Below are 18,932 nucleotides of genomic sequence, written 5' to 3' on the forward strand. Positions count from 1 at the left end.
TTGCGTAGCGCGCAGGGCTCGCGGGGGGACGCGTACAAATAACGAGGGCTCGGACTGAACATGGCCAATACTCCCAAAAAGGTCAAAGACCCCACAGAAGTTGCGCTTTCTGCGATCCAGGAAGCCCTCAACATCAGCGATACGGCTGCCGATACCAGCCGCAACGCCTCGATGCGCAACGAAACCGCGCCTCCGGTCGCACCGCCCGCACCTCCCGTGTTCGACGAGCCGTCCTTCGAGCCGCGTCCTGCCGCCAACGAGCGTGCGGTGTTCGATTCCGTCGAGGAACCTCGCCCCTCGCGCCGCGCCGCCAATGACGACCGCGAGACCATCGGCCAATTGCTCCAGTCGCTGCAAACGGGCCGCCCTGCCCGCAACATCTATACCGGCGCGACCATCTTCACCGTGGTCTGGCTGGCGGCTTGCGCCGCGCTGACGGTCGGCTTCCTGCCCTCGATCCGGGCCGCGATGGGCGAGAGCGGCGGCGTGCTGGCCATCGCCGGCCTTGCCACGATGTTCTTCGCGCCGATCATGCTGTTCTACTTCCTGGCCAGCCTGGTCTGGCGCGGTCAGCAGATGAGCCAGGTCGCGCAGGCGATGGCGCAGGTCGCGATCCGCTTCTCCGAGCCGGAAGGCTCGGCCTCCGATTCCATGGTCACCGTTGGCCAGGCCATCCGCCGCGAGGTCGCGGCGATGGGCGACGGCATCGAACGCGCGATTGCGCGCGCCGGCGAGCTCGAGACGCTGGTCGCCAACGAGGTCGCGGCGCTGGAGCGCGCTTATTCGGACAACGAAGTCCGCATCCGTGCCCTGCTTCAGGACATCGCCCATCAGCGCGACAACCTGGTCGGCCAGGCAGAACAAGTTCGCAGCGCCATTTCCGGCGTGCAGATCGACCTGCGCCACGACATCGCGCTGATCTCGGACGCGATCGCTTCCCGCGTCGACGAAGTCGCAAAATCCATCACCGGCGCTTTGGAAGAGCGCGGCGCCCATATCACGAGCGCGCTGAGCCATGCCGGCGACAACATGATCCTGGCGCTCGGCGAGCGTGGCGGCGATCTGCTCGACCGTCTCGAGGAGGCCAGCGCAGAGACCACTCGCGCAGTGCTGGACGCGAGCGAGCGGCTGACCACCAGCCTCAACTTCAAGACCGGCCACGTCCACGACGAGTTCGTCGACCTCGCCGACCGTGTCCACGAGATGCTCAACGAGCGCATCGACCGCATCACCGGCGAGTTCGAGCAGCGTTCCGCCGCGATCGTCGACGGCATCTCCGAGCGCACCGAGCAGGTGCACGACAGCTTGAAGAATTCGTCGGACTCGCTGCTGCTCGAGCTCGAGCTGCGCTCGAACGACCTGTCCGCTAAGATCGACGACGCCGGCAACCGCCTCGCCGGCCAGATCATGACCTCAGGCGACAAGGCGAGCGAAGCGCTCGACGCCACCGTCAATACCCTCGTCGCCAAGGTCGTCAGCCAGACCGAGACCGCGCACGACTCGCTGTCGTTGCAGATGAGCGCGTTCGACGAACTGGTGAAGAACCAGGGGAGCGAGCTGGTCGAAAAGTTCGCCCGCGATTCCGGCACGCTGGGTGCCCTGATCACGCGCCACATCTCCGAGTTCGACCGCACCGTGAAGACCTTCGGCGGCGAAATCGTCGAGCGCATGGGCCAGCGCACGCACGAGATCCACGAATCGTTGAAGACCTATGTCGACAATTTCGACGCCCGCTTCAGCTCCAACGGCGGCGAGATCACGGCCCTTCTCGACCAGCGCCTGGTGCAGTTCGAGAGCACGATCGGTGAGCGCGTGTCCAGCCTGGACGCCTCGCTGGACGGCAAGATCGCAAGCCTCGACAACACGATCGGAGGCCACATCAAGACCTTCGACGAACAGCTCGGCGGCCGGGTCGGCGCCCTCGAGCAGTCGTTCGACGCCCGCGCGAAGTCCGTGACCGAGACGATCGACGGCCGCCTCAACACGCTCTCGACGACGCTGATCGACGGTGCGACGCAGGCGATCCAGTCGATCGACTCCCGCCTCACCCACCTCACGACGACGCTGACCGACGGCGCCTCGCAGACGATCCAGTCGATCGATACGCGCCTGACCCATCTCACCACCACCCTCAACGGCGGCGCGACGCAGGCACTCGAGTCCATCGACTCCCGCCTGACCTACCTGACGTCAGCGGTGACCAACGGCGCCTCGCAGGCTGTGCAGTCGATCGACACCCGCCTGACCCTACTGACTTCGACGCTCACCGACGGCACGGCGCAGGCGATCGAGGCCGTCGACCGCCGCATCACGAGTGTCGGCGAACTGATCGATGGCCGCAGCATGCACCTGACGGACACGGTCACGGCGCGTTTCCAGGAGATCCAGCAGGCGATCGAGACCAAGGCCGGCTCCGTCGCGAGCGACATCGACGTCCGCGTGGCGCAGTTCGAAGACCTGCTCGGCTCGCGTGTCGAGGCCGTCGCCGGCCGCATCGAGAGCAGCGGCCGCCAGGCCAGCGAGGACATGATCTCCCGCGCCGAGATGATCTCAACTGCGATCCGCTCGCATGTCGAAGATGCCGAGCGCTCACTCACCAACCTCGTGGTCAACACCAGCGAGACGATCCAGACCGGTGCGCGCGCCGCGCAGCAGTCGCTGATGACCGTCTCTTCCGACGTCAACGCCCAACTCAAGATGACCTCCGCCGAGGTCGAGCGCGCGCTGACTGCGGTCGGCACGGGTGCTGCGAATTCGATCCTGACCAGCGCCCGCGAGGCGCAGTCGTCCCTGATTGCCGCCTCGGGCGATGCCTCCAACCAGATCAAGGGGCTCGCGGCCGACGTCGAGCGCACGCTCTCCGCGGCCGGCTCGGCCACGGCGGCCTCGATCCTGGCCGGCGCCCGCGAGGTGCAGACCACGCTCGTCACGGCGTCTTCGGATGCGGCCAACCACGTCAAGACGCTGACCGCCGACGTGCAGCACTCGCTGTCGCTGGCCGGTACCACCACGGCGGAATCAATCACCGCCGGCGCGCGCGATGCGCAGAGCGCGCTGATCGCGGCCTCGACCGAGACCGCCAACCAGATCAAGGCGCTGTCCGCCGACGTGCAGCGCTCGCTCTCGATGGCCGGCACCTCGACTGCCGAAACCATTATGAGCGGTGCACGCGAGGCCCAGAACACGCTGGTCGCGGGATCCGCGGATGCGGCGAACCAGGTGAAGGCTCTTACCGCCGACGTGCAGCGCTCGCTCTCAATGGCCGGCACTTCGACCGCCGAGAGCATTCTGGCCGGCGCACGCGAAGCCCAAAGCACGCTGGTCAATGCGTCCTCCGATGCGGCAAGCCAGGTCAAGTCGCTCGCGGCCGAGGTGCACCGCTCGCTGTCGCAGGTCGGCCAGACCACCGCCGAGACGATCACGGCCAGCGCCCGCGACGCCCAGAGCACCCTGCTCGCGGTTTCGGCCGAGCAGACCAGCCAGGTCCGTTCGCTCGCAGCCGAGATGCAGCGCGCGCTGGCAACCGCCGGCGGCGCCACCATCGAGGCTCTCACCAGCGGTGTCCGCGAGGCCCAGGGTACCCTGATCACCGCGTCGACCGACGCGGCGAGCCAAATCAAGTCGCTGACAACGGACATCGAGCGCACGCTGACCGCCGTCGGCGCCGACACTGCCTCGACCATCCTCAACAGCGCCCGCGAGGCCCAGACCTCGCTGACCTCGACCTCGGCGGATGCCGCGAGCCAGATCCGCACGATCTCGACCGAGATCGAGCGCGCGCTGAGCACGGCGACGGCGAACGCGACCAGCGATATCCAGAGCAGCGCGCTCAACGCCCAGAACGCGCTGATCTCCGCCTCCAACGAGGCGAGCTCGCGGGTCAAGTCCAGCTCGGCCGACGTCGAGCGTTCGGTGCTCGCGGCCAGCTCGAGCTTTGGTCAGGCCATGACCGGCAAGACCGACGAGATCGTCACCTATGTGCAGCAGCAGGCCGACCGCCTCTCCAACATGATCGACGCCAAGCGCGGCTCGCTCGTGGACGCGATCGGCTCGAAGACCAGCCAGCTCACGCTCGACATCGACCGCGTCACCTCCGACGCGCTGAAGTCGATTGAGACGCGCGGCCAGGCCTTCTCGCAGACCATGATGGGCAACGGCAACGAAGTCGCGCGCACCATCAACGCGGCGAGCGAAGTTGCGACCAGCGCGGTCGGTCGCTCGCTCAAGGACCTCGAGGCGGCCTCGCGTGCGGCGATCGACCAGTCGCGCCAGGTCTCGATCGCGGCCGTCACCGAGATGCAGGAGACCAGCAAGATCCTGCGCACCGACACGGTCGCCCTGTTCGAGCGGCTGCGCGAAGGCAACATCCTCCTCCAGGAGGTGCTGACCGGCGCCCACGACAACCTCAATTCGCTCGAGCGGGCGCTGGTGACGCGTGTCGCCGACTTCGTCTCGGCGATGAACGACGTCACCTCGCGCAACGGGGAAGCGACGCAGAACCTGGAAGACCAGCTCAACGTGTTCAATTCGAAGACCACGAAGGCGCTCCAGGACCTCGGTGAGCTGTCGACCCAGTTCGACGCGCACGGCAAGGCGCTGGTCGATGCCGCTCAGGTTGTCGAGCAGAGCAACAAGAACACCACCGCCTCGCTCGCCGAACGCAAGGCGGCGCTGGAATCGCTCGTCACCACCATCGACCTGCGCACCGCCGATCTCGACCAGCGCCTGTCGCGCTTCACCGGGCTGCTCGATGAGTCGCTCGCTGCGGCCGAAGAGCGGGCCCGCGACATCGCCCGCGTGGTCGCGGAGACCGCCGGCGCAGGCTCGGCCGCCATCACCCGCCAGTTCGAGGCGGTGCGCGTGGCGTCCGAGGAAGAGCACCGCCAGACCATCGAGGCCATGCAGGACATCTACCGTCAGACCACCGACGAGGCGGATGCGATGTTCAAGCAGTCGACCGAGAAGTTCGGCAACCTCGTCGCCAGCATGAAGCAGATGGCCTTGGAGATGCACAACGAGCTCGAGGCCACCCGCAACGAGCTGCGCCGCGGCGTGCTCGAGATGCCGCAGGAGGCCGCCGAGAGCACCGCGCAGATGCGCAAGGTGATCGTCGACCAGATCGAGGCGCTCGCCGAGCTCAACCGCATCGTGGCCCAGCACGGCCGCGGCCTCGACGTCACCACGACGAGCCGCGCTTCTGTCGTCGTCCAGCGCCAGGAAGAGCCGATGATGGCCACTGCGGGCGTTCGTGTGACCGAGACCCGCATGCGCGACACCGGCAGTGCCTCGACGCTGCCGCCGCCAGACCTCGGCTTGCCCGGTTCCTCGCGTCGTACCGAGGCTCCGCCGGTCGCCCCCGGCGGCAACGACCCCGGCCGCGACGGCTGGCTGTCGGATCTGCTCAACCGCACCGATGCGGGCCAGGCCGCTCCGAGCGGACGTGAGGCTCCGCGTAGCCGCCAGACTGCCCCCGCTCCGCAGCCGCAGGCCCCGCAGGCCAGCAGCAATCCGCTGGAGTCGCTGTCGCTCGACATCGGCCGGCTGATGGACCGCAACCTGGCGGCCGAGATGTGGGACCGCTACCAGCGCGGCGAGAACAAGGCCTTCACCAAGCGCCTGTACACGCCGGCCGGCCAGAAGGCCTTCGACGAGGTCGCCCGCAAGTACCGCGCCGACCGCAACTTCAAGAGCACGGTCGACCGCTATATCGGCGAGTTCGAACGGCTGCTCGACGAGGTCGCCCGCGACAACCGCGGTCCACAGGAGCTGCGCAGCCACCTGACTTCGGAGACGGGCCTGGTGTACACGCTGCTCGCGCATGCGGCGGGACGGCTGGGTTAAGCGGCCGGGCTCACTAGCAAGGGAATGCAAACGGAGACCTCACGGCCTCCGTTTTGCTTTTGACGCTTGGAAACCAGGTTCCCTCGCGAACTCAGGTTCCGCCTGGCTGCCCGAACGACAGCCGCTCGGCCAGCACAGCGGCCTGGGTCCGCGAGCCGACGCCGAGCTTGCGCAGGATTGTCGAGACGTGCCCTTTCACGGTCTGCTCGGCGATGTCGAGTTCGCCGGCGATCTGCTTGTTGAGCTTGCCCTCGACGATCATCGCGAGAATGCGCAGCTGTTGCGCCGACAGCGAGGCCATGCGGCCGGCAAGCTCGACATCGGCGCTCTGGATCGAGCCGCGGCCGCCGACATTGGGCGGCATCCAGATTTCGCCGGCGAGGATCTTCGTGATCGCTTCCGCCATCTCGGGCAGGCCCAGCGACTTCGGGATGTAGCCGGATGCGCCATAGGCGATCGCGCGTCGGATGGTGGCGGCGTCCTGCCGCGCCGAGATGATCGCCACCGGCACCGTCGGAAATTGTGCCGACAGAATGAACAGCGCGGCAAATCCCTGAATCCCCGGCATGGTCAGATCCCACAGGATCAGGTCGATATCGTCCGACCGAACGGAGAGCGCGCTCACCGCCTCGTCAAGCGACTGGCAGGCGATGATGTCGAGATCGGGCAGCACGGTCGAGAGCGCGCTGCGGAGCGCGGCCTGCACCAGCGGGTGATCATCGCCGATAAGGATGCGCATGGTCACGCCGAGGAAGCTCCCTGTTTGGTCCCGAACTGGCGGCTCAAGGCTTCGCTGCCGAGGAAGCGCCGCAGCGCCGCCGGCTTGACCGGCTTGGACAGCACCTCGCAGCCGCGCGCCCTCGCCGCGGCGCGGACCGCCTCGCTGCGATCGCCGGTGACGACCAGCGCGCAGACGCCGCGTCCTGACCTCTGCCTGAGATCGTCGAGAAAGTCCAAGCCGGTGCGCTCGCCACCGAGATGATAATCGACCAGCACGACGTCAGGAGGGCTTGCCGCTGCCGCGGCCATGGCACGGTTCGCATCGGTTGCGACCAGCACGCGATGACCCCAGCCGGCGAGCAGCGCCGTCAGGCCGTCGAGGATCGTCGCATCATTGTCCAGACACAGGATCGTCAGCTGTCGCTCGGTCGTCGCAGGCGCCGTGGCCGCCACCTTGCGCTGGAGCGGCGTTCCAGGTCCCTGCGCGAGCGGCACGGTGACCGCAAAGCATGAGCCGCGTCCAGGACGTGAACGGACATCGACGGGATGCCCCAGCAGCCGCGAGACGCGGTCGACGATCGCAAGTCCCAAGCCCAGCCCCTTCTCCGATCCGGGCGTCAGGCGCTGGAATTCCTCGAAGATCCGCTTCTGGTCCGCCGCGGCGATCCCGATGCCGGTATCCCAGACCTCGATGCGCAGATGGCCATCGCGCCGCCTGCAGCCGAGCAGGATGCGTCCCCTGGATCTGTCCTTGGATGTGTCCTTGGATGTGTCCTTGGGCGTGTAGCGCAGCGCGTTCGACAACAGGTTCTGAAGAATTCGCCGCAACAGATGCGGGTCGCTGCGCACCGAGAGAGAGCAATCGACGACACGGAAGGCGAGGTTACGCTCGCGCGCCATCGCCGAGAACTCCACGTTCAGCTGCACGAGAAGATCGGCGATCGGAAAGTCGAACGGCTCGGCGCGGACCGCGCCGGCATCGTAGGAGGAGATGTCAAGCAGCCTGTCGAGCACATGTTCGGTCGAGCGCAAGGCCGTGATGGCGCTGCCGGCAAGCGTTCGCTCCTTCTCGGCCGCACCGGCATGCGAAGAGGCTTGCAGACTTTCGTCGAGCGCCGACAGGAACAGACGCGCCGCGTTCAACGGTTGCAGCAGATCGTGGCTCGCCGCCGCCAGGAAGCGGGTCTTGCCGAGATTAGCCTGCTCGGCCTCCGCCTTGGCCTGCTCGAGCGCCTCGGTCCGCTCGCGGACGCGCAGCTCGAGATCCTCGTTGGCCCGCCGTAGCGCTTCCGCGGCGCGGTGACGCTCGGTCACATCGGTGTAGGTCGAGACATAGCCGCCCTCGGCGATGCGGTCATAAACGATCTCGAGCACCGTGCCCTCAGGACGCTTGCGCTCGTACAAATAGGGCCAGCTCTGGGTCGCGACATCGCGATTGACCAGGAGAGCTGCAAATTCGGACGCGGCGTATTCGCCGCGCTCGACGTTGAAGGCAATGAGCTCGGCGAGCGGAAGGCCGACGCGCACGAAATCCGGCGGCAGGTCGAGCAGCGCGATGAACCGCCCGTTCCAGGCCGTGATGTTGAAATCGGCATCGAAGGCGCAGATGCCCTGTGGCACGCTCTCGAGCGTGCTCTGCAGGAGACTGCGATTGAAGCGCAGGGCTTCCGAGGCTTCGTCCAGCATCGCCATCGCCGCCCGCCGCGACAGCGAATGTCCTTCCAGCGAGGCCGCAATCACCACGCGCGCCGAGGCAGCGCCGATCGCGCCGGCAAGAAGATTTTCGGTGAAGCGGATCGAATCGAGATCGACTAGCCCCGATGGATCGAGGCGCGGCCCGGAGCCCGACATGCGCGCCGCGAGATAGCTGTCGAAGGCCGCCTCGCCGCGCGCCGCACCGACAAAGCGCCGTGCCAGCGCGCGGAGATCGTCGAGCCGAACCACCACACGGGAGGACAGCTTCGGCACCGTGTCGCGGACGACGCCATCGGCAAATGCCGCAGCCTGGTTGCGCTCGACCGTCGTTTGTCCTCCCAGCAGAGAGAACAGGAGGAAACAGACGAGGTTCGCGGCAAGGCTCCACAGCGTCGCGTGCGAGATCGGGTCGAGCCCTTCGAGGCCGAACAACGCGTTCGGTTTGAGGAGCGCGAGTTGCCACGGGCCGTTGCGAACGATGTCCTCGAAGGCGGGCCAGAGCGGCGCCGCCGAGGGCAGCAGCAGCGTATAGGCCCAAATGGAAAATCCGGCCGCGATCCCAATCGAGGCGCCGATCTTGTTGGCACGCTGCCAGAACAGGCCTCCGACGAATGCCGGACCGAACTGCGCGACCGCGACGAACGACAACAGGCCGATCACGGTGAGCGGATAGGCCTGGTTGACCAGGCGGTGCATCAGATAGGCCAGCAGCAGGATGCCGAGGATCGAGAGCCTCCGTACCGTCATCAGCACCGAGGTCATCGGCCGGCTTTGGGCGCGCAGGCCGAAGACGCGCGAGCGCAGCAGCAGCGGCATGATGACGTCGTTGCAGAGCATGGTGCTCAGCGCGACGGAGGTCATGATCACCATACCGGTCGCGGCCGAAAGCCCGCCCAGGAAGGCGATCAGGCTGATCGTACCCGCATTCGCCGCAATCGGCAGCGAGATGACATAAGTGTCGGGGTCCATCATGGCGCCGAACCTCGAAAGGCCGGCGGCCGCGATCGGCAGGATCAGCAGGCTGAACAACGCAAGATAGGTTGGATAAAGCCACGCCGCGGTGCGCGTGTGACCAGGGCTCTCGTTCTCGACGACCGCGACGTGGAACGCCTGCGGCAGGCACAGAAACGCGATCGCCGAGATGACGACCGTCGAGGGCCAGACCGGCTGCGTCGGATCGAAGGCGAGAATACCAGCCAGTTGCGGATCCGAGGAGAAGTGCGACAGCAGCGCTGTCGGTCCTCCCGACAGGCCGAACAGCACGAACAGCGCCACGACGAGGAATGCGACCAGCTTGACCACGCTCTCGAACGCGATCGCGAGCATCAAGCCGCGGTGATGCTCGCTGGCATGGACATGGCGGACGCCGAACACGATGGCGAACAGCGCCATCGACGCGGCGACGCCGAAGGCCGAATCCTGCCAGAACCGCAGCGCCTCGCCGCCGGCGCGCTCAGGCTGCAGGATCAGATAGTCGAAGCTCTTGCCGACGGCCTTGAGCTGAAGCGCGATATAGGGAAGCACGCCAAGCAGCGAAGCGAGCGTCACGAAGGCCGCAAGCACCTGGCTCTTGCCGTAGCGCGCGGCAATGAAGTCGGCGATCGAGGTGACGTTCTGCGCCTTCGCGATCGCGATCACCCTGGATAGCAGCGGCTGGCCGAACAGCAGCACCAAGGTCGGGCCGATATAGATCGTGGCGAAGTCGAGCCCGCTCGTGGCAGCGCGGCCGACCGAGCCGTAGAAGCTCCAGGAGGTGTTGTAGACGGCAAGTGTCAGGCAATAGCTGATAGCAGCCGCCCAGGATTTTGGCGAGACAAGCGGTCCGTCCACGCTCCGCCGATCGCCCCACCAAGCAATCAGGAACAGCGTGGTTACATAGCCGGCTGCGACCGCAAGAACGAACCACGCCTGCAAGACATCCTCACTCGAGATCGATCCTGCCTACCCATGAACGGTCCCGGATACTAGAGTGTTTTCAATCCCGCGGAAGGCAGATTTGGGATCGGCGGCCGGGCGGCCGGCCGCCGATCCGAACTTGACGTCAGGCCGCCTCGCGCGACAGGCCGGCCTGTGGCAGGCCCTTGAGCGCAAGGTTGACCACCACGGCGACCACGATGTTGAGCGCGAGCGCCAGCAGTCCGGTGTAGATCGCGACCTTGCCGGCGCCGAAGTCGATGCCGTGCAGCGGCTTCAGCCCGTCCGACCACGCCAGCCACGATCCGCCTGCCAGGCCGATGGCCCAGCCGGTCAGCAGCGCCGTGCTGGAGAACCAGTTCAGATAGAGCCCGAAGATGAGGGCGGGCAGTGTCTGCAGGATCCACAGGCCCCCGAGCAATTGCAGATCGAGCGCGAACTGCGTCGGCATGAAGAGGATGGCGAGCAGTGCGCCGACCTTCACCAGCATGGAGGTGATCTTGGCAACCTTCGCCTCACCCGCCGGCGTCACCTTCGGATCGATCCACACCTTCCAGAAATTGCGGGTGAACAGATTGGCCGCCCCGATGCTCATGACGGCCGCCGGCACCAAGGCGCCGATCGCGATCGCCGCGAACGCAAAGCCTGCGAACCAGCTCGGGAACAGGGTCTTGAACAGCTCCGGCACGACATCGTTGTTGCTCGCGAGCTTGAGCCCCGCGGCATGGCCCATGTAGCCGAGCAGCGCGAGCAGCCCGAGCAAGAGCGTATAGGCCGGCAGCAGCATCGCGTTCTTGCGGATGGTGTTGCCGCCCGACGCGGCGAAGATGCCGGTTAGCGTGTGCGGATACATGAAAGCGGCGAGCGCCGAGCCCAACGCCAGCGAGGCATAGGGCACGATCTGCGCCGGCGACAGCAGGATGCCGCCCGAGCCTTTCGCCGAAAACGCTGCATCCGCCGCGGTAAAGATCGCGCCATAGCCGCCGAGCTTGGACGGCACGATCGCAACCGCGGCGATTACCACGATGTAGATCATGATGTCCTTGACGAAGGCGATCAGCGCCGGGGCACGCAGGCCCGACGAATAGGTGTAGAGCGCCAGCACCAGGAAGGCCAGAACGAGCGGCACCTCGCCGCTCAGCCCGAGCGCCTTAATCGCGACCTCCATACCGATCAGCTGAAGCGCGATGTAGGGCATCGTCGCCAGCACGCCGGTGGCCGCAACGGCAAGCTCGAGCCCGCGCGAGCCATAGGCGCCGCGCACCACGTCGCCTGCGGTGACGTAGCCGCGCTCCTTGGCGACTTTCCACAACACCGGCATGACCGCGAACACGAAGGGATAGACGATGATGGTGTAGGGCAGCGCGAAGAAGCCGTAGGCGCCGACCGCATAGACCAGAGCGGGAACGGCGATCACTGTGTAGGCTGTATAGAAATCGCCGCCGACCAGGAACCAGGTGATCCAGGTCCCGAACTTGCGGCCACCGAGGCCCCACTCGTCGAGATGGGCGAGCGTCTCCGGCTTGCGCCAGCGCGCGGCGACGAAGCCCATGCCGGTGACCAGGATGAACAGAGCGAGGAATACGGCAAAGGCCGCGCTATCGACATTAGTCAGCACGGCGCATGCTCCTGTAGACGATGTAGGTGAGCAGCGAGGTCAGCGGCACCCAGGCGAGCTGATACCAGTAGAAGAACGGAAAGCCGAACAGATGCGGCTCGCGGATATTGTAAAACGGCACGATCATCAGCCCGATGAACGGCAACAGCAGCAGCAGACGTATCACGCTCTCTCCTCCCCTGTGAGTGAAGTCGGCGCGCTCTTCGTGAAGCGCGCCTTGAGCGCGATATAGCCGACATCGCCCGCCTGCCCCTCCCCCTACCTTGGCTCGGCGAGACCCCCATACTTTCGTATCGGCACGGCAGTCCTCGTCATTGCTGCGAGGAACTCGCGACAAATTGCGAAGCAATTTTCCGCTGGCGACGAAGCAATCTAGACTGCCCCGGCGGAAACAGTCCGGATTTCTTCGCTACGCTCGCAATGACGGAGGAGTTGCGCTTACTGCCGTCGGCCGCTCGCGGCGGGCGCCGGCTTCGGCGGCTCGGGCGGCGGGGCGGGCTGTGCGCTGCTGTTGCTGGCGCCGAACAGCACGCGGGTCGGGTTGCGATCGAAATTATTCACGGCGCGGCTGATGTCGCCGAGCGTGCGACGGCCGTCGGTCATCAGTGCACCAGAGCGCTTGTCGAAATCTTCGGCGAGTTCACGGATCGATTTCACGGTCAGGAACAGCTCGCCGCCGTCCTTGCCGCCGGCAAGCGTATTGAGGCCGAGCATGAGATTGTCCGCCTTGAGCATCACCCCGTCGGCCTTGAGCATCACGCCGTCGACCTTGGCCATCACGCCATCGATCTTCTCGGAGTTGCGCGCGAGCGAGTTGGTGAAGGTCTCCAGGTTCTTCAGCGAGTTTTTCACCGATTCCTGATTGTCCGCGACGATCTTGTTGATGTTCTGCAGCGTGCCGCGGATCGCCTCGGTGACGTCCTGAAGCCTGTTTGGATCGGCCGTCAGCGTCGGAATGCCGTCCTCGTCGAGCGGCGGAGGCGGCGCGGCCTCGTCGCCGCCCTTGAGCGAGATCGCGGCAACGCCTGTGAGGCCCTGGAATTCGAGGCCGACCAGGGTGTCCTTGCGAAGCGGGGTGTTGTTCTCGACCATGGCGAGTGCGACAACTCGCCGCGGATTGTCGAGCTTCACCGAAACCACCTCGCCCACTCGGATACCGTTGAAATTGACGCTGCCGCCGTTGCGTAGGCCGGCCGCCGGGCCTTCGAACACGACGCGCAGGGGGCTGCGCTGCTTGGTGGTGTGCAGCGATTGGAACCAGAGCACGAAGCCGATCGCCGCCGCGATCACTGCCAGCGTGAACGATCCGATCAGGACGTAATTGGCCCGCGTTTCCATCAGGTGCTCCGGCTACTCAACTCATCACCGCGCGGGCGCGCTTGCCATGGAAATACTGCCTCAGCCAAGGATGCTGCGAGGCCTGCATGTCGGCGATCGACCCTGCCGCAATGATCTTACCGTTCCCTAAAACGGCGATGCGGTCGCAAGCTGTGTAAAGGCTGTCGAGATCGTGGGTTACCATGAAAACGGTCAGCCCCAAAGTGCGCTGAAGCGTGCGCACCAGTTCGTCGAAATCGCCGGCGCCGATCGGATCGAGGCCCGAGGTCGGCTCGTCCAGGAACACGAGGTCGGGATCGAGCGACAGCGCGCGTGCGAGCGCGACGCGCTTGATCATGCCGCCTGAGAGTTCCGATGGGAAACGCTCGGCCACTTCAGGCTTGAGCCCGACCATGGCAAGCTTGGCCATGGTGATCTCGTCCATCAGCCGCTGCGAGACGCGAAGATATTCGCGCATCGGAAACTGGATGTTCTGCCGCACGGTGAGCGAGGAGAACAGCGCACCCTGCTGGAACAGCACGCCCCAGCGCCGCTCGACATTGCGGCGCTGCGAGGTACTGGAGGAATCGAGATCGACGCCGAACACCTGGATGGAGCCGGCGACCTTCGGCACCAGGCCGATAATGGTCCGCGTCAGCACCGATTTGCCCGCACCGGAGGGCCCGACAAATCCCAAAATCTCGCCGCGCTTGACGTCGAGGTTGAGGCCGTCGAGCACGCGCGTCGCACCGAACTGCACGGTGATGTCGCGGACGCGGATAATGGGATTTTCAATCTCGCCCGCCATCGTCACATCCCGATCGAGGCGAAGAAGATGGCGAACACGCCGTCCATCACGATGACGAAGAAGATGCCTTTCACCACCGACGCAGTGGTGTGCTGGCCCAGCGATTCCGCGCTGCCCTGCACGGCGAGGCCTTCGACGCAGGCGACGATGCCGATCACCGCGGCCATGACGGGCGCCTTGACGATGCCGACGATGAAATGATCGATCGAGATGGCGTCGCGCAAGCGCAAAAGAAAAGCCTCCGGATCGACGCCGCCATAGAGCCAGGCGACCAGCCCCCCGCCATAGAGCGCCGCCATGGCGCCCAGGAAGGCGAGGATCGGCAGCGCCAGCACCAGCGCCAGCATGCGCGGCAGTACCAGCACCTCGATCGGGTCGAAGCCCATGGTGCGCAGCGCGTCGATCTCCTCGCGCATCTTCATCGAGCCGAGCTCGGCGGTGTAGGCGCTGCCCGAGCGGCCCGCCACCATGATGGCGACTAGCAACACGCCGATCTCGCGCAGCACCAAGACGCCGAGCATGTCGACGACGAAGATGTCGGCACCAAAGCGGCGGAAGTGGAAAATGCCCTGCTGCGCGATGATGCAGCCGATCAGGAAGGTGATCAGCACGATGATCGGCACCGCGCGCCAGCAAACCTGCTCCATGTGATGCACGGTCGAGGTCAGGCGGAACGAGCGTGGATGGATCAGCACCCGGCCGCCCGCGGCGAGCACCGCACCTAACATGTCGACGAGGCCGGCGACCGTACCGGCGAGGCCCGCGACGGTCCGGCCGATCTGCTCCAGCATGCCGGTGATGGTGATCGTCGAGGTCTCGACCACCGGCGTCGCCCTGACACGGCGCACTTCGTCGACGAGGCTCGAATAATTCGCCGACAGCCCGGCGATCTGCGCCTCGACGGACCCTTGCGTCAGGCTGCGTCGCAGCCGTTCGATCAGCCAGGCGCCGAAGGTGTCGAGCTTGGCGACCTCGGACACGTCGATGAAGATGCTCTGGGGACCGCCGGCGAGCTTCTCGGCATCGGCCACCATCCGCTCCAGCGCGGGCGCGAAGCTCGCGGTCCAGGTTCCGGTGGCACAGAGAGCCAGCGCATTGCCCTTGGCAATCCGTTCCAGCTTGGGATCGCCGCTCAAGATGTCCGCTCCCGACCCGGGGCGGAGGAAATCAGATAGTTGCGCACACGCCCTTACCCGGAAAAGGTATCCCCAACTGGTTAATGTTAGTTGCTACAGGTAACCAGCAGGTTCAGATTTCGCCAGAGTTCAAAATGACTTCCAGCAATGTTCCCGTCCTCACGGTGCGAATCGAGCGGTTTCCGATCGCCGGCAGTTTCACAATCAGCCGGGGCGCCAAGACCGAAGCCGTGACCGTTGTGGCCGAGTTAAGCCAAAACAGCCTGACCGGCCGCGGCGAATGCGTGCCCTATCCCCGCTATGGCGAGACGCCCGAGGCGACGCTGGCCGCGATCGAGGCCATGCAGGGGGCTGTCGCGGACGGGCTGACGCGGCAGGCTCTCCAGGCCGCTATGCCGCCTGGCGCTGCCCGCAATGCCCTAGATTGTGCTCTGATCGATCTCGAGGCCAAGGCGACCGGCCGGCGGGCCTGGAGCCTGCTCGACCGCCCCATGCCCGGCGAGCGCACCACCGCCTACACGATCTCGCTGGGCACGGCGGAGGCGATGGCGGCGGCGACCGCCAGGGCGGCGCACCGGCCGCTGCTCAAGATCAAGCTCGGCGGGGACGGCGATCCGGAGCGGATCGCGGCCGTGCGCAGGGCGGCCCCGGAGTCCGAGCTCATCGTGGACGCCAACGAGGCCTGGACCGAGGCCAATCTGGAACAGAACCTCGCCGCCTGCGCCGCCGTCGGCGTCACCCTGGTCGAGCAACCGCTACCATCAGGCAAAGACGAGGCGCTGGCGCGCATCAGGCGGCCGCTCACCGTCTGCGCCGACGAGAGCGTGCATGACCGCAATTCCCTTGCGCCGCTCCGCGACCGCTACGACGCCGTCAACATCAAGCTCGACAAGACCGGCGGCCTCACCGAGGCGCTGGCCATGGCCGATGCCGCCCAAGCGCTCGGCTTCGAGATCATGATTGGCTGCATGGTCGCGACTTCGCTGTCGATGGCGCCTGCAATGCTGGTGACGCCGCAGGCGCGCTTCGTCGATCTAGACGGCCCCTTGCTGCTGGCGCGCGACCGCGATCACGGGCTACGTTATGACGAGAGCCTGGTCTATCCGCCGGAGGCCTCGCTCTGGGGATGAGCCGTGAGCCAGTGCCGGGCTAACCAGATCACCAGCGCGCCGGCCGCGGCCATCGCTGCCATCACGTAATACAGGTTGTCGCCGATGCGGGCGTAGATCGCGCCCGAGGCGATCGAGGTCACCGCGCCCAATAATCCGCTGCATGCGGCGAGATAGCCCTGCCCGCGCGCGATCTGATGCGACGGCACGCGCTGCACCAGCAGATTCATGGTGCCGATGACAGTCATCCCGAACGTGAGGCCGTGACCGAGCTGTGCGATCGCAAGCAGCGCCAGTGGCGGCTCGTTGGCCGTGACGATCCAGCGCAGCACGGCGCTCAAGCCCCCGATCGCCATCAGCGATGACGGATGCAGCGAAAAGCGCGGCGACAGCGCAAAGACGATGATCTCGGCGATCACGCCCAGCGTCCACAGCCCCGCGATCGTCAGCCCACTGATGCCATGGAGCTGCCAATTGATGGCCGAGAACGTGTAATAAGCGACATGGCTGCCCTGGATCAGCGCAGCCGACGCAATCACCGCCCAGAAGCCACCATCGCGCAGCAGCGCCTTGCCGGCATGTGTCTCCGTCGTCTTCCGCCTGACCTCGTCGAGCGGCTGCAGCAGCAGGCCGGCGAGGACTGCAACGACGGCCCAGGCGACGATGATCCAGATCAGCTCGCGCGCTGCGATGATGTCGACGAGATAGCCGCAAGCGAGCGAGCCGGCGGCGAACGCCGCCGAGCCCCATAGCCGCAAGGGCCCATAGTCGAGCCCGTAGCGCGCGACGCCGCGCAGCGCATAGGCATCGGTGAGCGGCGTCGTCGGCGTCCACATGATGCAGGTGAGCGCGTAGATCACAAACAGCGCCAGCGGCCGATGCTGCAGGCCGACAGCCGCAAAGCCGATCGCGGTGGCCAGCACCGAGATCATCATGCCGGCGCGAATCGCATGTTGTCTTTCGGCAAAGGCGGTGATCTGCGGCAGCGTGGTGAAGCGCGTCAGCGCCGGCAGCGCGTTGATGAGGCCGATCCAGGACGCGTCGATGCCGACCGCCTTGAGCCAGACCGGGAAGAACGGCAGATGCGTGCCTGATACCGCGAACACCGCCGAATAGAACAGCGCAAGGCTCACGGCGAATCGCCGCTTGACTGATGCTGGTGTGGAGATTTGTGATTCGGACGGCATCAAACCAATTGCGATTCGGTCGATATCGTGGTGATCGTTACAGTAACGCGCGGTGATTTGCGCGACGAGATTGTCATGGCCAACGAAGCATTCGCCCTTTCGCCCATGTCTGCCCGCGCGGCCGAGCCGAACGAGCAGGATTACGACGCGATCCGCGAAGCCTTCATGGAGACCGCGCGCGGCCGCTGGTTCCTCGGCGAATACGCCAAGCGCAACCGCAATGCCGACACCCGCATGGTGCTCGACGCTGTCGCGAAAATCGAAGAAAGCCTTGCGGCACAGCGACAACCTGTTGTCGAGGACCGCCTGCCCGAAGCGCTGGTCGCGATCCGCCGCGCCGTCGAGGAGGCAGAAAGCGCCGCCGGCAAAGCCTTCGATCCCGCCGCGATCGCGGCGAGCCTTGCGCCTGTTACGCGCGGCGTTCGCATCATCAAGGAGATCTCCTGGCGCTGGCGCGAGATCGGCGCCGACGGACGGATCTGCGACCTCATTGATTCGCAGCTCGCCTCGATCGAAGCTGCCTGCGCCCAGACGTCGACCATCGACCCGCGCGCCGACCTCAAGGCCGCCTTTGATCTGCTCAGGGATCGTCTCGAGCAGACCGAGGCCGGCGGCGGCGCTGCGCCGCAGAGCTCGGCCCGTCCTGCTCCGGTGCCTGCGCAGGAAGCTCCGCCGGTCGCGGAAGCGCCTGAGGCCGAGGCGCCAGCGGCGATCGCCAGCGACACTCCCGTGGCTTTTACGGAGATGCCGGAGATCGCCGCGCCCGAGCCTGAGCCCGAGGCGGCCGTTGAGACGAGCGGCGGCACTGGGGAGGCGATGAACGTTGCGAACGCACCGGAGATCGCCGAAAGCCACACCGCCATCGAAAAGAATGTTGCTGCCGTCGAGGAAGGCCTCGCCGAGCCCGAAGCCGTCGCCGAGATCACCGACGAATTCTCGCTCGATGCCGCCGCGGAAGCCGAGGACGAAGCCATCCTCGAGGCCATCGCGCTGGAGATGGCCGCGCCCGATCCGGAGTTCGACGCGATCGTCGAGCCCGCGGAAATGGAAGCCGCCAGTCCTGCGCCGATGCCGGAAACGATGGCCGCTGACATCGCGGAGCCGGTCGCCATGGAAGCGCCGGTCGTGCCCCATGTCGAAGAGCCTGATGTCGACGAGCCGGTGACTGAGGCCCCGATCGCGATGGAATCGCTCGCGCGCCTGACGGATGCCATCGCGGAAGCAGCCGCCGAAGTGATGGAGCAGCCGGCCGCTGCCATGGCGGCCGCTGCATCACTCGACGCAGTACCCAGCGCAATTCTGCCGACGCCGTCACCCCTGCCCGCGCCCTCGCTCGGCGCCACCATCCTGGCCAGCGGCATCCTGCAACGACCCCGCCCCGCCGCCAACGATGCGCTCGCCCCGATCCGCCGCATGACCCAAGCCGAGAAGATCGCGTTCTTCTCGTAAGGGCGATCTCTTGTGTCCCTGACGCGCTGCAGCATGCAACGCTGCCGCGCAGAGCCGGGAACCCACGCCACACGAATGCTTTCGGAGACATGGGCCCGGCACAGCAGCGCACCGCTAAAGAGCGCTGCGCTGCGTCCG

11 protein-coding genes are annotated in these 18,932 nt (G+C 66.2%); 3 read left to right on the plus strand and 8 right to left on the minus strand.

Annotated features, from left to right (window positions below):
* Positions 1–60 precede the first annotated feature (60 nt).
* Complete coding sequence (locus IF809_RS07015; RefSeq protein WP_462837186.1) at positions 61–5,841, plus strand: apolipoprotein A-IV repeat region-like domain-containing protein; 5,781 nt, start codon at positions 61–63, stop codon at positions 5,839–5,841.
* Positions 5,842–5,932: 91 nt separating this feature from the next.
* Here the strand turns inward: IF809_RS07015 and IF809_RS07020 are convergent, their stop codons facing one another.
* From IF809_RS07020 to IF809_RS07050, 7 genes are all read right to left on the minus strand, one after another.
* Positions 5,933–6,586 carry a response regulator gene (locus tag IF809_RS07020; RefSeq protein ID WP_462837187.1) on the minus strand — a complete coding sequence of 218 codons (654 nt, stop codon included), beginning with the start codon at positions 6,584–6,586 and terminating at the stop codon, positions 5,933–5,935.
* Entirely contained in the window at positions 6,583–10,170 is a 3,588-nt protein-coding gene (locus IF809_RS07025; protein WP_462837188.1) for a hybrid sensor histidine kinase/response regulator, read from the minus strand. The genes IF809_RS07020 and IF809_RS07025 overlap by 4 nt, the downstream gene beginning before the upstream one ends.
* Before the next feature lie 127 nt (positions 10,171–10,297).
* Positions 10,298–11,788, minus strand: a complete 1,491-nt coding sequence (gene mctP / locus IF809_RS07030) for a monocarboxylate uptake permease MctP (RefSeq protein WP_462837189.1) — start codon at positions 11,786–11,788, stop codon at positions 10,298–10,300.
* A complete protein-coding gene (locus IF809_RS07035; protein ID WP_128965369.1) occupies positions 11,778–11,954 on the minus strand; it encodes a DUF3311 domain-containing protein in 177 nt (58 codons plus the stop codon). The genes mctP and IF809_RS07035 overlap by 11 nt, the downstream gene beginning before the upstream one ends.
* Before the next feature lie 272 nt (positions 11,955–12,226).
* Complete coding sequence (locus tag IF809_RS07040; protein WP_128965368.1) at positions 12,227–13,126, minus strand: MlaD family protein; 900 nt, start codon at positions 13,124–13,126, stop codon at positions 12,227–12,229.
* Positions 13,127–13,142: 16 nt separating this feature from the next.
* Complete coding sequence (locus IF809_RS07045) at positions 13,143–13,913, minus strand: ABC transporter ATP-binding protein (protein WP_164938577.1); 771 nt, start codon at positions 13,911–13,913, stop codon at positions 13,143–13,145.
* Between the two features lie 2 nt (positions 13,914–13,915).
* Positions 13,916–15,049: an MlaE family ABC transporter permease gene (locus IF809_RS07050; protein WP_462837190.1), complete on the minus strand. Its 1,134-nt coding sequence runs from the start codon at positions 15,047–15,049 to the stop codon at positions 13,916–13,918.
* A gap of 134 nt (positions 15,050–15,183) precedes the next feature.
* On the opposite strand from IF809_RS07050, the gene dgcA reads away from it, so the two are divergent.
* Positions 15,184–16,179, plus strand: a complete 996-nt coding sequence (gene dgcA / locus IF809_RS07055; RefSeq protein ID WP_453983014.1) for an N-acetyl-D-Glu racemase DgcA — start codon at positions 15,184–15,186, stop codon at positions 16,177–16,179.
* Here dgcA and IF809_RS07060 read toward each other — a convergent pair.
* Positions 16,149–17,345: an MFS transporter gene (locus IF809_RS07060; protein WP_462837191.1), complete on the minus strand. Its 1,197-nt coding sequence runs from the start codon at positions 17,343–17,345 to the stop codon at positions 16,149–16,151. The genes dgcA and IF809_RS07060 overlap by 31 nt on opposite strands.
* Positions 17,346–17,420: 75 nt before the next feature.
* Between IF809_RS07060 and IF809_RS07065 the strand changes: the two genes are divergently transcribed.
* On the plus strand, positions 17,421–18,794 hold the full coding sequence (locus IF809_RS07065) for a hypothetical protein (RefSeq protein ID WP_462837192.1): 1,374 nt from the start codon (positions 17,421–17,423) through the stop codon (positions 18,792–18,794).
* The last annotated feature ends 138 nt before the right edge of the window (positions 18,795–18,932 follow it).

The organism is Bradyrhizobium sp. UFLA06-24 (genome assembly GCF_054967145.1).